Below are 12,468 nucleotides of genomic sequence, written 5' to 3'. Positions count from 1 at the left end.
TTCAGGGATCTCCGCAGGGACACGCGATGGAGTTCGTATCCGGCTTTCAGATCAACCCAGCGGAGGGCGAGCGCCCCGGCGCCTTCGCCGCGTTTCCCTATGACCGCGATCTCGTGCGCCGGTTTCGCGAGGCGTTTCCCCGCGCGCGCTGGCGGGGGGAGGAGCAGGGCTGGTTCGTGCCGGGCACCACGGCCGTGCAGCGGCTCAATGCCTGGATGGCCCAGGAACTCGCGAATCTCGACCGCCACGCGGACGCGAAGGGGCGCGACGCCTATCTCTTCGATCCCCTGGAGAGCCCATACCTGACCATCGGCGAGGATCTGCGGATCCGGACGCCGTACTCGCGGACCGTCGTCGAGACGCTGCGCTCCATTCCCTGGGCCCATTGGAACCCGGAGGACAAGATCTGGCACGTGCCGTTCCGCTCCTACGAGGATCTGCGGCTGAAATGGCCCGTGATCGAGGAGGCGGCCCGGCGTAACGAACCGGCCGAGAGGCAACGGCGACGCGCGGAGCAGAGGCAGAGCGGCGCGGCCCAGGTCAGCCCCGTCCAGGCGGAACGCCGCCGCAGGCGCCTGCCGGTTCCGGGGGACGATCTCCCGCCCGTCGAAACGCCCCTCATGACGATCCCCTGGGGCCTGGTGGTGTTCGAGGAGATCGACGACCATGTGATCGGGGAAGCGCTGGACGCCAGCGTCTATCCCCGCGCGGCGGCGGATCCGGGGCGCCATGTCTGGGCGCATTGGAGGATGCCTGCCCTGCAGGAGGTCTACCGGGCGCGGCCCGCCCGCGAGACGGAGGAGCATTCCTTGCGGGAGAGCAGGGGTTGGTGGTGGCCGAGCCGGGACGAGCTTCAGGAACGGGCGCGCCAGCTCAGGCAGATCGAGCGCGCGCAGCGCGCCCGCCATGCGGGGCACAACGATGCCGCCGGTCCCAAGGGGTGATGATGGTTCGGCTGTTCTTCGCTCGTCGGGGGAAGCGCCATGCGAACTCTCCTCCCCCTTGTGGGGAGGAGTGGGAGGTGGGGGTGTGAGTGCCAAGACCTCAGAACGTGGCGCTCACACCCCCACCCTTAATCCCTCCCCACAAGGGGGAGGGAAACATGCGCTTCACGGATGCTGCGTGGCGCTTCGACTTGCCGCTCCTTCGATGTCTCCCATCGCAGCTCGGGTGCTGACGGCCTGGGTCCGAAGAAGCCGTTCGATCAGAACGGGATGTCGTCGTCGAAATCGCTGCGGCGGGAGCCTGCCGGCTCGGGGCGGCGTTCCATGGGGGAGGAGCGGCCGAAATCGCCACCACGGCTGATCTGGCCCGGCTCCTCGTCGCCATATTCCGACGCGCCGCCGCCGCCCGAACGCCCGTCCAGGATCGTCAGCTCGCCGCGGAAGCGCTGCAGCACCACCTCGGTGGTGTACTTCTCCTGGCCCGACTGGTCGGTCCATTTGCGGGTCTGGAGCTGGCCCTCGACATAGACCTTGGAGCCCTTCTTGAGATACTGCTCGGCCACGCGCGCCAGGTTCTCGTTGAAGATCACCACCGAGTGCCACTCGGTCTTTTCCTTGCGCTCGCCGGTGGCCTTGTCCTTCCAGGTTTCCGAGGTCGCCAGGCGCAGGTTCACCACCGGCTCGCCGTTGTTCAGCCGCCGCACCTCCGGGTCACGCCCCAGATTGCCCACCAAGATCACCTTGTTCACACTGCCTGCCATCGGGCACTCTCCTGTCTCTCTCCCGAACACGGTCCGGGTCTGCTGCACTCTCCTGCCCATGAGGGGCATCACTGAATGTTCTATCTTTGTTCCGCTCAAAGTTCAAGGCCGAAGTTTGCGACGGTGACGGGGGAGGGCCGACCCTGGGGAGGAGGGGCCGATTGACTGTATGTGCGGCCAGACGATTGATCTGATGCCTCGGCACCCTCATCGTCAGGCCCGGCCTTGTGCCGGGCATCCATGTCTTGACCCAGTGAGGTTCCCAAGACGTGGATGGCCGTGACAAGCACGGCCATGACGGTAACGGCGTCGGCCTCGATAACCTCCTCGGTCATCACCGGCCTTCTGCCGGTGATCCCGATCCTGAATAACTCAGTGCTCTTCCTGGGGAGATGGCCGGGACAAGCCCGGCCATGACGAGAATGGGGTGATGAGGTGAGACACCATGGCCGGTCTCGTACCGGGCATTCATGTCTCGGCCCGGTGAGGATCTCAAGACGTGGATGGCTGCAACACGTGCGGCCGTGACAGGAGAGCGGGCGCCAGCGCCCATCGAAAGCAACGATTCTGACGGCGCGTAGCGGGAACAGCTACGCGCCCATGCGAAACGAGCGGCGATGGGGGGGCGCCGCTCTTGGGAAATGCGTCTTACTCTGCGGCCTGAAGATAGACCACATTGGACTGCTCGCTCTGCACCTCGCGAAGGGTGCGGGCCATATAGGTCAGCTGCTCGATGGCCTTGTCGAGATCGGCCTTCGTGCCTTGGCTGAGATCGTAAGCCTGGCGGCCGCGATAGAGGCGGTTGACCTGGCTTTCCAGATCGACGGCGGCTTCGCGGATGCGGTGGACGAGAGTGTCGGCGATGACGTTCGCGTTGCCGTCGACAACGCAGAAGCCGACATCGCTTGCACGGACCTTGGACATGGGCTGAACCTCTTCTTGTTGTTGTTTCTTTCTCAAGCAACGGCCTTGCCGCGGAACTCGCCGTAAAGGCCGAGGCGGCGCGCCAGGGAGTGTTTCGTCACCGGCCCGATCCCTGGAAGCGTGCTCAAGAAGCGCAGCTTGTCCGGGCTTTCGGCATAGTCTCGAAAGAGCCGGTCGCGGTCGTGCCAGATCCGGTCGATGGCGGCGGCCTTGGTCGGGTGGCGGAAGGCGACACGGGAGGTCGAGCCGCAGGAGAGCGCATGCATGCAGCGCTCGAACGTGCGGCGGCCGACGCCCGGCGTGACGCTCGCATGGCAGATGGCGGCGATCACGCTTTCGGCGAAGTCTTCCGCCGTCTCGGGCGCAGAGACATCCAGGCCGGACGCGCCGCTCTGCGCAGCGCTCCAGCCGAAGAAGGATCTCTCATCGTGCCCTAAATCTGGCATTCACGTCACCGTAGGTTCCAGGCTGCCTGAAGCAGCCGAACGAGTTTCGTTCCGGTCCTTCGGATTCGGTACGGCGCCTGCCATGCGAGAGCCGGAGCTTTCTCCATGGTGTAGCGTGCGGATCGGATACGCATTGTTGTCGAAAAGGGGCGCGCGCCTGTTTGATCGCGCATGCGCCAACTATCGTCAGGTTTGCGAAAACCCGTGTCCTGCAAGGCGTTTTCGGAAAAACCCGACTCCCAGTAGATGGGAATTCGATCGTTATTTCGCAAGATTGGAGCCATCGCCGGGGCAGGAATTCGCGGCTCACGCTCCACCTGCGGCCAAGCTGAAATCTCGCGGCGCGCGACCTTGAACGTCTGCGCGAGCGTGGCGTCCGTCTCCACATGGTAGACGGAGGCTGCACGGGAGAACGCCTCGGCGAAAGGCGTCATCGCGCACCACGTCTTTTCGGCCATGTGCAGCGGCCATGTCCACAGGCCGTCCTCGCGCCGCTGGCCGAGGCTCTCGCGCTCGATGAAATAGCCGGTCGTCTTGTGCTCGAGCCCATCCTCCGTCACGAGCCATTCCTGGTTCTCGAAGATCGGGCGAACATCCGTCATGGCGGTCATACCATCATCCTTCCGGCGCGGAGCCGCTCGGCTCCCGGGCATTTCGGCGCCCGGGCATCGCGCAGGAGACCCGCTCAAGCATCCCGCTCGGGAATCACTCTCGGGTTGATGCGCGAACAAACCAAGAACATAATGCCGGCCGACAGGGTGTCAAGCAAACTTCGTTGTGTGAGACTGTAATCTTGGAGTAACCGACATTATGTGGAGGTCTGGACGGCAGGATTGAAGAGATGGTCCTTAATCCAGAGCGAAATAAGGCGAAGAAGTTGCGACGAAATATCGCCGTTCTAAACTGAAGCTAGACCATTCACCTGCAACGGAGCCATTCTTCCATGACGAGCCTGACACGCCTGGAATCGGACAGCCTCAGGCGTCTCGAAGACCTGCGCAAGACCTTCGACAAGCTTCGCGCGGAGCGCATCCGCGCGGAAGGCGAGGTCGAGCGTCTGGCGCGCGATCTCGACGAGGCGAAGGCGCTCGCCAAGGCCGAGCTGGGCACCGACGACGAGGCCGAAATACGGGCGCTCATCGAAGCCGCCGCCGCGCACAATGCGAAGCTCGTCGAGGAGTTCGGCGCGGCCCTGCGCGAAGTCGAGACGCGTCTGCATGAGCTCGGAGAAGAGCGTTGATGGAGCGCTCCGTCGATCACGATCTGAGCCGTGCCGAGTCGTCCCTCGCGCGGCTCGAAGGGCGGCGCGACGCGATGGCGCTGCGCCTCGCCGAGCTGACGCGCGAGATCGAGCTGGCCAAGGGGCGGCTCGCGGTGAAGGACGAGGTGGAGGCCTTCATCGAGGCGGTGCACGGCAATGCCAGCCGCCGCAATCTCGCGGCCTTCGAGACCCTCTTGACCGCGCTCGTGCAGGAGGTGCTGCCGGGCGAAAAACCCGTGGCCCTGGAGCTTTCGACCGAGCGTGGCTTAGCCTCCCTCGACATCTGCGTCCGCCGCCCGGACGGAACGCTCGAGGACGTGCTCGAGGACAATGGCGGCGCGCTCACCAATGTGGTCGGCATGGCGCTGCGGCTCATCGCCGTGGTGAAGGCGGACGTGGCGCGCTTCCTCGCCCTCGACGAGGCGGATTGCTGGATCGCGCCCGATCGCGTGGCCTCGTTCTACAAGGTTCTGGAGGACGGGGCGGCGCGTCTGGGCGTGCAGTGTTTCGCCGTGTCCCACCACGATCTGTCCCAGTTCTCCGGCTCGTTTCATATCGCGCGCATCGTCGGGGAGCCGATCGGCGGCGTCGAGGTGCAATCGGCCGATTGCAGCGCGGCCTGGGACGACGCGCAGCCGGGGCTTCGCTTCATCCGCCTCGTCAACGTTCAGGCCTACAAGGATGCGACGCTCCACTTGAGCCCCGGCGTCAATGCGCTGATCGGGCCGAACAACCGCGGCAAGTCCACTTTCATCCGCGCTCTGCGCGCCGTGTTCTACGGCGAAGCCCGCGACAGCCTCGTCCGCGCCGGCGCGAGATCGGCAACCGTCGAGATCGGCGTCGCGGGCGGGCGCATGCTGCGCTTCACCCGCCAGCCGCGTCGTTCTCCGGTGAACGTCTGGTCCCTGCACGAAGCGGACGGATCGGTCGTGGAGGAGAAGGGCATGCGCTACGAGACCGGCGGGCGCAACGTGCCGGACTGGGTGGGCGATCTCATGCGCATCACCAAGGTGGAGGATCTCGACGTCCATATCGCGCACCAGAAATTTCCGGTGTTCCTGCTGGGCGAAAGCGCCTCCCGCCGTTCCGCCGTTCTCTCCATCGGGCAGGAGGCGAGCTATATCCGCGACATGCTGATGATCCATCGCGAGCGCTGCACCCGCGACAACGCGCTCGTCCGCAACGGCGAGCGGGAACTGGCCTCGCTGCAGGAGAGCCATGAACGCCTCGACGAGATCGGCGCTCTGAAGAATCGGCTGAGCGTCCTTCGCGAGCGGGCGCGGGAGATCGCGTCCGCGTCCGAGGCTCTTCGCAGGCAGCAGGAACACGCCGCACGGCTGGTTGGCCTTGCACGGCAGCTCCAAGTCGCTCGGGCGCGTCAGGCGGCGACCGATGCGCTGCCGCGGCCGGAACTGGTCGCCGATCTGACGCGGCGGGTCGAGCATGCGCGTGAGCGCGAGCGCATCGGCCGGCAGGTTCTTCATCTCGGCGGAGAGCTTGCGGCGGGCAGGGAGCGCCTTCATACGCTCCGCTCTCTGCCGGATGCGACGCCGGCTCTTGAAAGCACGTCTCATGCACAAGACATGGTGAAGCGCATCGCCGATCTTCGCAGCGCCGCAATGATCGCCAAGAGCCGCGTGGCGCAGATCGACGAGGGGCTGAAATCCGTCGAGGCCGAGATGGCGCGCTTCGTCGAGGAGACCGGTGGGCTCTGCCCGACCTGCGGGTCTCCCGTGAGCGCGGAGAACCTTCTGGACCACCACGCCCATTCGTCTCATTCCTCGCCGTCGGAGCGGCTGACCGCATGATCCTGTCCGGAACCCGTCTTTCGCCTCTTTCCTGCAACGGCCTTCTCGTGATCGGCGATCCTCACGTGGGATCGCGGCGCCCGGGTCGGCGCAAGGATGCGGTCTGGCCACAGGCGGTGCTCGCCAAGCTCGAGCGCTGCGTCGCCATCGCCAACGAGCGCGGCCTCGCGCCGGTGATCCTCGGCGATCTGTTCGACCGGCCCGTGGAGCCCGACGAGGCGCTGAAGAACCAGCTCATCCGCACGCTCAAGAGCTTTCGCCATCGTCCTCTGGTGAATGTCGGCAACCACGACATTCAGCACACGACGCTCACCGACGGCGACACGCTGGCGTTGCTCGGCATCTGCGACGTGGTGGACGTGGTGTCGGCCTCCGCGCCGGTGGCGGAGTTTCACATCGGAACGCGGAGGGTCGGCGTCGGCATGACGCCTTACGGGCAGGCGATTCCTGAGGATGTGCGCGGCTCCTTCTCGGGCGTCGATCTGCATGCCTGGTTCACGCATCACGACATCGCCTTCGACGGCGGCTATCCGGGCGCGGTGCCGCCCTTCGCGGTCGAAGGCTGCGACGTGCTCGTCAACGGGCACATCCACAAGACCCAGAAGGCCGTGATGGCCGGACGCACGCGCTGGCTCAATCCCGGCAACATCAATCGGCAGTCGGTGGATCTGGCGGACCACGTTCCGCGCGCCTGGATCCTGGATGCGAGTGGTGAGCTCGAGGCGCACGAACTGCCCCATGAGCGCAACGTGTTCGATCTCACGGGACGCATCGTGGACGCGGCCGATGGCGGCCTGGTGGCGCGCGCGGTGGAGAGCGCCTTCGTCACGCTGCTGCAGGCCGAATCCGCGACCGAACTGAAACGCAGCGGCGACGGCTCCATCGTACGCGACGAGATCGAGGCGAAGTTCGCGGAAGACGAGACGCCGGACGCCGTGCGCGCCATCGTGCGCTCGCTCCTGGGCGAGGCCGTGGAGCGGCACGCGGGCTCTTAAAACGCGAACGGATCCGCATAAGGCAGGCGTCGCCTGCGGACCGGCGTCTCGGGCAGGATCGGGCGGCTGATGTCGACGGCGATCAGGCCTTCGCAGGCCAGCGCCAGGACGGCGGCGACGCCGTCCTGGGTGTTCATGACGGCGCCCGCGCAATCCACCAGCCGCATCGTGCCGACCTCGTCGAGCTGATGCAGAATCCGGACCCGGTCTCCCGCGGTCACGGGCGTGCGCCTGCAGGCCGTGACGAGACGCACCGTCGTGAAGCGCGGCTCGGCGCGGATGCTCGCCGCGGTCTCGATGGAAAAGTGACGGCCGTCCTCGGCCGCGAGCCCGTGGATCGCCGCTGTCCGCAAAGGATGCGTGAGCAGGTCCTCATCGGTCAGCACGTCGACGAGACAGGCCTGACCGTCGCGCACGATCTCGAAATCGGCAATGTGCTCGATGGTGCGGTCCCCGATCGTGAACTCCGCGGAATCGGCCGGCGCGCGCAAGGTTTCAATGTCCGGGTCGAGTTCGCAGATCGCGAGAAAATCGGCGATGAGGCTGCTGCGGGTGAGCGGGACCGAAGGCTTCCTGGCGGCGCGGCGGGATCCCTGGCGCCGCTCCGAGCGGCGGTCGGACAGGTCGAGAAGCGCTGGCGCGGACATTCGGAGCCTCCAGGAACGAGAGATGGGGCAGGGGCGACGGTGAACCGTTGGTCGGAACGATGCCCGCTCTCAAAGAATGAACAAATAGTGAACATGCGTGTGCATGTCAAACGACAAGGGTGCGGCAAAGATCCTCGAAGACCATCAACGAAGCCCGCGCTCCAAAGAACGGTTGAGACACAATGACGCTGGCGTTAAGTAACTGCTAAATATGCATATTTATGCCCGGATCAGGGCTGGAAAAGTGGACCTGACGAGCGGAATTTGCTATAGAACAAACAAAGAACTCGCCGGGCTTTCGGAGAGAGCCGCCGAAGAGCGTGGAACCGATTTTGCGGGCAGTGAGAGATAGGATCGAGATGAATACAGCAGACAAGAAAATTGCCGAGGTGCTTGCAAAATTCGATGAGCCGATGGCCGGCAACGTCTGGCGCGTCCAGGGCACGGCGGTGATCTATCACAAGACCCTCGAGCGCATCGCCGCTCAGGCCAAGATCAACTTCGACGAGCCGAAGATCATCCGCGCCGAGCGCGACGAGGCCGTCATCCAGGTGACGGGCCGCATGGGCGAACGTGTGGAATGGTCGATCGGCGAGGCCTTGGTCGGCGTGAACTATCGCGTCTCCGGCAAGCAGGCGGCCTATGTCTACGCCATGGCCGAGAAGCGCGCGAAGGACCGCGTCATCCTCAAGCTCATCGAGCTTCACGGCTTCGTCTATTCTGAGGAAGAGGCCGACGAGTTCAAGCAGAGCCGTCCCGGCTATGCCGAGCAGCCCGTCGAGGTCGAGCGCACCGAGACCGAGAAGACGAAGGTCGAGGTGACGGCCGATGGCCGCAGCGAAGAGGAGCTGAAGCAGAAGATCAAAAAGGCGAAGACCATCAACGCCGTCACGGATCTCATGCTCCATGCCGACACGCAGAAGCTGCTCACGGCCCTGCCGGAAGGCATTCGCGACGAGATCCGCGATTTCGCCAAGGCGCGCCTCGTGGAACTCGGCTGGCCGACCAAGAAGGCGGCAGCGGCTTAAAAAGTCCCATTTCGGCGAGGCGGCATCAACCGCCTCGTTTTTTGTGCGAATCCTTCCTATGATGCGCCGTCCTGACGAGAGAGGGCGGAGCCCGCATGAGCATCGGCACTGAGCAACCCACCACCTCCGAGCGGCGTACGGGCCTCGCGCTCGTTGCGGCGGCGATCCTGTGCCTCGCCGCGTCCGGTGGCCTGCTCTGGTGGCGTTATGGCGGCGCCATCTTCAACGACATGGTCTCGTCTGCCCTGGCTTGGTGCTTCTGAAGCGCACCGGAGCGCGACGTGCGGGCGAGGCCGTGGCTCGTCTTGTTCCACCGGAAGGGCGCCGTGACGAGTTCCCATAGGCCGCGCCAGGCGGCGAGGCTGACAAGGCCGTAATAGACCGGCAGCAGAGCGACCCAGGGCAGAAGCCGCCACAGGCCGCGTCGGTGCAGCGCCACGAGGGCCGGAATGACAATCGAGGCCAGCCCTGAGACGAACAGGGTCAGGCTTCCGGCATGCCAGATTCCCTCCCAGGGCGAATGCGGCCCGTCAGACAGCCACAAAACGATGAAGAGCCCCGTGCAGAAGGGATAGGCGAGAGCGCTCAGCACCGCCCCGGCGGTCAGCGCCATGCCGGCGTAGAAACGCCAGAAGCCGAACTGGAAACAGCCTGAGGCGGGACTGCGGGAATGGGTAATCGCGGTCTGCAGAAAGCCTTTCATCCAGCGGGTGCGCTGCCGAAGCCAGGCGGGCAGGGTGATCGGCGCCTCTTCGAGGGTCGAGGAGGGGAGGTCGGCGACGCGATATCCCAGCCGCGCCAGGCGGAGGCCCAGATCGGCGTCTTCCGTGACGTTCCAGGCGTCCCATCCCTGAACGCGCTTGAGAATTGCCGTGCGAAAGTGGTTGGAGGTGCCGCCAAGCGGGATTGGGCTCCCGATCTCCGCCAGCCCCGGATTCAACACGTCGAACAAAGCGGCGTATTCGATCGTGAAAAGGCGCGTCAGCCATGAATCGTCCGTGTTGTCGATGGTCAGCCGCGCCTGAAGGCATGCCACATCGGCCGGCATCCGCGAGAAGGTCGAAACGGCCAGCCGCAACTGATCGCGATCGGGTATATCTTCCGCATCGTAAACGACTGTGAAGCGACCGCGGGCGAGCGGCAGGGCCACATTGAGCGCCCGCGGCTTCGTGCGAGGCTCGCCAGGCGGCGCCACGATGATTTCGACGTTCCCGGGCCGGGCGACGGAGCCGAGGGCCGCCATGGTCTCGTGATCGTCTGCCTCGAGCACGAGCTTGATGTCGAGCTTGGCGGCGGGATAATCGCGGCCTTATGTATCAAGCGCACCAAGGCGCATCGTAGATGATGGCATCTGTCTGCGTTAGAATAGACAAATGGCAGACCCACAGATCGTCAACACACTGCGGACCAAACGCGAGCAGATCGAGCGCGTGATCGCGCACCTTGAAGAGAAACTGAAGGAGGCTCGTCTCGACCTGATCCATGTGAACGCCACCCTGCGGCTGTTCGAGATCGGTCCCGACCCCAAATTGCAGTTTCCGGCCCATGTGGACCTGAACAGGCTGTTCAAGCGGGGTGAGATGGTCGCGCTGTGCAAAGAGGCGCTGGCGGCCTCCGCAGAGCCCCTGACGACGCGAGAACTAGCCGCCTACGTGGTAAAGGCCAAGGGATGGGATCAGGAGGACAAGGTCCTGCGTTCCGCTATCGCCTATCGCATTGTGCAGGCGCTTAGATTACAGGCGAAGCGCAATCGGATTCAGAGTGTTGGGATGCGAGCAGGGGTGCGGGTGTGGAGTCCGGCCCCATGAAGAGGCCGAACCACCATGTCAAAGTTTGAAGTCGGAGATGAAGCGATAGGTCTTCTTTGGGATCGGCTTGCCGCTGACCTTCAAGAATTTGCTCCCTCGGGCCACTCGGCTCATGCTTTCCTGAAGGTGGCGCGCAGTCGTTTCCTGCACATGATCCGCGACTTCCCGCATGATGTTTTTGAGTGTGTCACTGCGCCCGCAGCGGGGGCAGGCGCACACGTCGTTGTCCTTCGCATTAGCGGGGCCTTCAAGCGGGACCTTGCACGAGCCGCAAAGGACTTTCACGGTACTCGTACCCATTAGGCAGCCCTCCGCTGGAGAGCAGCCTCACGACTTCCAGGGTGCCTTTGTCCCTTAAGAACTTCGTTCACCCGTCCCGGATTGACGTCGAAGCTGGCTGCAATGCGGTGCTGGAACTCGCCCTTCCAGCGGCGCAGCCATATTTCGACGGCATCATCAAAGGTCAGTTGGCGAGAACGTCCGTAGGCTTTATCCGTCATATAAAGGATCCTTTATGTGGACCCTAAGAAGACTTGACAGAAAGCCGCGCTCGCGTATCTTCGCGAGTGTCAACACGACATTCCGCAAGCTTCTTAGGGCATTTGCGGTTTTGGAAAGCCGAGGGTTCCAGCCTCGGCTTTTTCCATTTCTGGAGGCAAGAATCTTGTCTCCGGCGTGTAAACTAACGAAGTCAGCCGCCAAGTCAATATGGTTACGCTATGGTTACGCCCGATTTTGGCTTAGGAGGCTCGTACAGAGGCATTTAAGGGGTACAAAGTGTACCCCCCTTGCAAGCTACAATCTGCTCGTCAGCAGCCCTTAAAATCGATCTTTGAACAAACTCAGAACAGTCGTTTTACCGCTGCCAATAACCCTTCCAAGTCCGACTGACAGGGCTGGCAAGCGCCAGAAGCAGCGTCTGAGAGAAGGCTGTGCCGTTGGAGTTGCGGCGGTGATCTTCCTTCCAAGCCGCCTCATTCGCGTACTGGTACAGGTAGCGCGGGGAGACGTGGTGATGCTGCCCGCTTACCATCCGGCGAAGGCGGGCGAAGTAGCTTTCCACCCAGTTCGTGTGATCGTCCCCTTCGGCATAGGACATTGAGTGATTGATCCGGCCCGTATTGGGGAAGATGGCCTCCAACTCGTCCCAATGAGTGGCCTCGTCTGCGAACACTGATGCATCCGGCGCGACATGCCTACGGGCAATCTCCACCCCTTCGGCCTCACGCTTGACCACGAAGGTCAGGGTGCGCCCTCTGCGCTCCCGAAGGGCGACCACGACACGACGCTTGCCGGTCTGGTTCTCAGACAGGCGGCGGTCACGGCGGTCTTCCTTGCGGTTCTCAGGGCGAACGTGGCCGCCAAAGTAAGCGCCGTCGATCTCCACCTCGCCACGGAGGCCGATCCCCCGCATTTCAGCCGCAAGGGCCTCCCGCAGCTTGTGGGCCAGAACAAAGGCCGTCTTGTACTGGCAGCGCAGATCGCGGGAAAGCTGGAGGGCGGAAAGGCCCTTCACGGCATTCACGAAGATGGCAATCGCGCCAAGCAGATCGGTGAAAGCCATCTTGCGCGAGGCAAAGATCGTCCCGCTCGTCACCGAGAACTGGTGATAGCAAGCCTTACACTTGAAGCGGCGGCGGGTAGCAATGTCGTAAGCCTCAACGCAGCCGCAACGGGGGCAGACAGGCTCGCCATTGGTTTCCGGCCAGCGCATCCGGCAGAACGTGGCGTAAGCCTTCTCCTCGCCACCCTTGTAGATCTCCTTCAGGGAGAGGGTGCGGGCCTTTGCCGAGAGGAGGAAGTGTTGGGCCATTGCCATCATTTCCGATACGTCTGCATCGTATTT

Annotated in this window: 15 protein-coding genes and 1 pseudogene; 7 read left to right on the top strand and 9 right to left on the bottom strand. The window is 64.0% G+C overall.

The features are described from left to right. Nucleotides 1-26 precede the first annotated feature (26 nt). Nucleotides 27-944, top strand: coding sequence for a hypothetical protein (locus ACS5Q0_RS14770; RefSeq protein WP_473127410.1), 918 nt, complete (start codon nucleotides 27-29; stop codon nucleotides 942-944). Between the two features lie 260 nt (nucleotides 945-1,204). Here the strand turns inward: ACS5Q0_RS14770 and ACS5Q0_RS14765 are convergent, their stop codons facing one another. From ACS5Q0_RS14765 to ACS5Q0_RS14750, 4 genes are all read right to left on the bottom strand, one after another. After that, on the bottom strand, nucleotides 1,205-1,705 hold the full coding sequence (locus tag ACS5Q0_RS14765; RefSeq protein WP_473127409.1) for a single-stranded DNA-binding protein: 501 nt from the start codon (nucleotides 1,703-1,705) through the stop codon (nucleotides 1,205-1,207). A 648-nt stretch (nucleotides 1,706-2,353) separates the two neighbouring features. Continuing rightward, complete coding sequence (locus tag ACS5Q0_RS14760; protein ID WP_473127408.1) at nucleotides 2,354-2,629, bottom strand: hypothetical protein; 276 nt, start codon at nucleotides 2,627-2,629, stop codon at nucleotides 2,354-2,356. Between the two features lie 32 nt (nucleotides 2,630-2,661). Next, nucleotides 2,662-3,075: a hypothetical protein gene (locus ACS5Q0_RS14755; protein WP_473127407.1), complete on the bottom strand. Its 414-nt coding sequence runs from the start codon at nucleotides 3,073-3,075 to the stop codon at nucleotides 2,662-2,664. A 5-nt stretch (nucleotides 3,076-3,080) separates the two neighbouring features. Beyond that, nucleotides 3,081-3,686 (bottom strand): hypothetical protein, encoded by a 606-nt coding sequence (locus ACS5Q0_RS14750; RefSeq protein ID WP_473127406.1) that lies wholly within the window; start codon nucleotides 3,684-3,686, stop codon nucleotides 3,081-3,083. A 332-nt stretch (nucleotides 3,687-4,018) separates the two neighbouring features. Between ACS5Q0_RS14750 and ACS5Q0_RS14745 the strand changes: the two genes are divergently transcribed. Genes ACS5Q0_RS14745 through ACS5Q0_RS14735 form a run of 3 tightly spaced genes read left to right on the top strand, consistent with a single transcriptional unit; the run spans nucleotide 4,019 to nucleotide 7,139 of the window. Next, nucleotides 4,019-4,315 carry a hypothetical protein gene (locus ACS5Q0_RS14745; protein ID WP_473127405.1) on the top strand — a complete coding sequence of 99 codons (297 nt, stop codon included), beginning with the start codon at nucleotides 4,019-4,021 and terminating at the stop codon, nucleotides 4,313-4,315. After that, nucleotides 4,315-6,144, top strand: coding sequence for an AAA family ATPase (locus tag ACS5Q0_RS14740; protein WP_473127404.1), 1,830 nt, complete (start codon nucleotides 4,315-4,317; stop codon nucleotides 6,142-6,144). The genes ACS5Q0_RS14745 and ACS5Q0_RS14740 overlap by 1 nt, the downstream gene beginning before the upstream one ends. Continuing rightward, nucleotides 6,141-7,139 carry a metallophosphoesterase gene (locus ACS5Q0_RS14735; RefSeq protein WP_473127403.1) on the top strand — a complete coding sequence of 333 codons (999 nt, stop codon included), beginning with the start codon at nucleotides 6,141-6,143 and terminating at the stop codon, nucleotides 7,137-7,139. Before ACS5Q0_RS14740 ends, ACS5Q0_RS14735 begins: the two co-directional genes overlap by 4 nt. Here ACS5Q0_RS14735 and ACS5Q0_RS14730 read toward each other — a convergent pair. Beyond that, complete coding sequence (locus tag ACS5Q0_RS14730) at nucleotides 7,136-7,786, bottom strand: hypothetical protein (RefSeq protein WP_473127402.1); 651 nt, start codon at nucleotides 7,784-7,786, stop codon at nucleotides 7,136-7,138. The genes ACS5Q0_RS14735 and ACS5Q0_RS14730 overlap by 4 nt on opposite strands. A 359-nt stretch (nucleotides 7,787-8,145) precedes the next feature. Here ACS5Q0_RS14730 and ACS5Q0_RS14725 point away from each other — a divergent pair, with 359 nt between their 5' ends. Further along, nucleotides 8,146-8,814, top strand: a complete 669-nt coding sequence (locus ACS5Q0_RS14725) for a trna delta -isopentenylpyrophosphate transferase (RefSeq protein ID WP_473127401.1) — start codon at nucleotides 8,146-8,148, stop codon at nucleotides 8,812-8,814. A gap of 95 nt (nucleotides 8,815-8,909) precedes the next feature. After that, complete coding sequence (locus tag ACS5Q0_RS14720) at nucleotides 8,910-9,077, top strand: hypothetical protein (protein ID WP_473127400.1); 168 nt, start codon at nucleotides 8,910-8,912, stop codon at nucleotides 9,075-9,077. On the opposite strand, the pseudogene ACS5Q0_RS14715 reads toward ACS5Q0_RS14720, so the two are convergent. Continuing rightward, a pseudogene (locus ACS5Q0_RS14715) lies at nucleotides 9,020-10,096 on the bottom strand (glycosyltransferase family 2 protein); the annotation flags it as partial. The gene ACS5Q0_RS14720 and the pseudogene ACS5Q0_RS14715 overlap by 58 nt on opposite strands. Nucleotides 10,097-10,187: 91 nt before the next feature. Here ACS5Q0_RS14715 and ACS5Q0_RS14710 point away from each other — a divergent pair. Beyond that, the gene (locus tag ACS5Q0_RS14710) at nucleotides 10,188-10,622 is read left to right on the top strand and encodes a hypothetical protein (RefSeq protein WP_473127399.1); all 435 of its coding nucleotides are present in this window, start codon (nucleotides 10,188-10,190) and stop codon (nucleotides 10,620-10,622) included. A gap of 18 nt (nucleotides 10,623-10,640) precedes the next feature. Here the strand turns inward: ACS5Q0_RS14710 and ACS5Q0_RS14705 are convergent, their stop codons facing one another. The 3 genes from ACS5Q0_RS14705 to ACS5Q0_RS14695 all read right to left on the bottom strand — a co-directional run bounded on the left by ACS5Q0_RS14705 (nucleotide 10,641) and on the right by ACS5Q0_RS14695 (nucleotide 12,435). Next, nucleotides 10,641-10,922 (bottom strand): hypothetical protein, encoded by a 282-nt coding sequence (locus ACS5Q0_RS14705; protein WP_473127398.1) that lies wholly within the window; start codon nucleotides 10,920-10,922, stop codon nucleotides 10,641-10,643. Beyond that, nucleotides 10,922-11,122: a hypothetical protein gene (locus ACS5Q0_RS14700; RefSeq protein ID WP_473127397.1), complete on the bottom strand. Its 201-nt coding sequence runs from the start codon at nucleotides 11,120-11,122 to the stop codon at nucleotides 10,922-10,924. The genes ACS5Q0_RS14705 and ACS5Q0_RS14700 overlap by 1 nt, the downstream gene beginning before the upstream one ends. A 356-nt stretch (nucleotides 11,123-11,478) precedes the next feature. Continuing rightward, nucleotides 11,479-12,435, bottom strand: a complete 957-nt coding sequence (locus tag ACS5Q0_RS14695; protein ID WP_473127396.1) for an IS1595 family transposase — start codon at nucleotides 12,433-12,435, stop codon at nucleotides 11,479-11,481. Nucleotides 12,436-12,468 lie beyond the last annotated feature (33 nt).

Source organism: Microvirga sp. HS2, from assembly GCF_055792805.1.
The sequence above is the reverse complement of the archived record's forward strand: the minus strand, read 5'-3'. Positions and strand labels throughout refer to the sequence as shown.

Excerpts from the sequence above, each read along its gene's own strand:
- ACS5Q0_RS14745 (WP_473127405.1), top strand. The coding sequence starts at position 4,019 with ATGACGAGCCTGACACGCCTGGAATCGGACAGCCTCAGGCGTCTCGAA.
- ACS5Q0_RS14760 (WP_473127408.1), bottom strand. The coding sequence starts at position 2,629 with ATGTCCAAGGTCCGTGCAAGCGATGTCGGCTTCTGCGTTGTCGACGGC.
- ACS5Q0_RS14695 (WP_473127396.1), bottom strand. The coding sequence starts at position 12,435 with ATGGCCCAACACTTCCTCCTCTCGGCAAAGGCCCGCACCCTCTCCCTG.
- ACS5Q0_RS14750 (WP_473127406.1), bottom strand. The coding sequence starts at position 3,686 with ATGACCGCCATGACGGATGTTCGCCCGATCTTCGAGAACCAGGAATGG.
- ACS5Q0_RS14770 (WP_473127410.1), top strand. The coding sequence starts at position 27 with ATGGAGTTCGTATCCGGCTTTCAGATCAACCCAGCGGAGGGCGAGCGC.
- ACS5Q0_RS14730 (WP_473127402.1), bottom strand. The coding sequence starts at position 7,786 with ATGTCCGCGCCAGCGCTTCTCGACCTGTCCGACCGCCGCTCGGAGCGG.
- ACS5Q0_RS14705 (WP_473127398.1), bottom strand. The coding sequence starts at position 10,922 with ATGGGTACGAGTACCGTGAAAGTCCTTTGCGGCTCGTGCAAGGTCCCG.
- ACS5Q0_RS14720 (WP_473127400.1), top strand. The coding sequence starts at position 8,910 with ATGAGCATCGGCACTGAGCAACCCACCACCTCCGAGCGGCGTACGGGC.
- ACS5Q0_RS14765 (WP_473127409.1), bottom strand. The coding sequence starts at position 1,705 with ATGGCAGGCAGTGTGAACAAGGTGATCTTGGTGGGCAATCTGGGGCGT.
- ACS5Q0_RS14700 (WP_473127397.1), bottom strand. The coding sequence starts at position 11,122 with ATGACGGATAAAGCCTACGGACGTTCTCGCCAACTGACCTTTGATGAT.
- ACS5Q0_RS14755 (WP_473127407.1), bottom strand. The coding sequence starts at position 3,075 with ATGCCAGATTTAGGGCACGATGAGAGATCCTTCTTCGGCTGGAGCGCT.
- ACS5Q0_RS14710 (WP_473127399.1), top strand. The coding sequence starts at position 10,188 with ATGGCAGACCCACAGATCGTCAACACACTGCGGACCAAACGCGAGCAG.
- ACS5Q0_RS14725 (WP_473127401.1), top strand. The coding sequence starts at position 8,146 with ATGAATACAGCAGACAAGAAAATTGCCGAGGTGCTTGCAAAATTCGAT.
- ACS5Q0_RS14740 (WP_473127404.1), top strand. The coding sequence starts at position 4,315 with ATGGAGCGCTCCGTCGATCACGATCTGAGCCGTGCCGAGTCGTCCCTC.
- ACS5Q0_RS14735 (WP_473127403.1), top strand. The coding sequence starts at position 6,141 with ATGATCCTGTCCGGAACCCGTCTTTCGCCTCTTTCCTGCAACGGCCTT.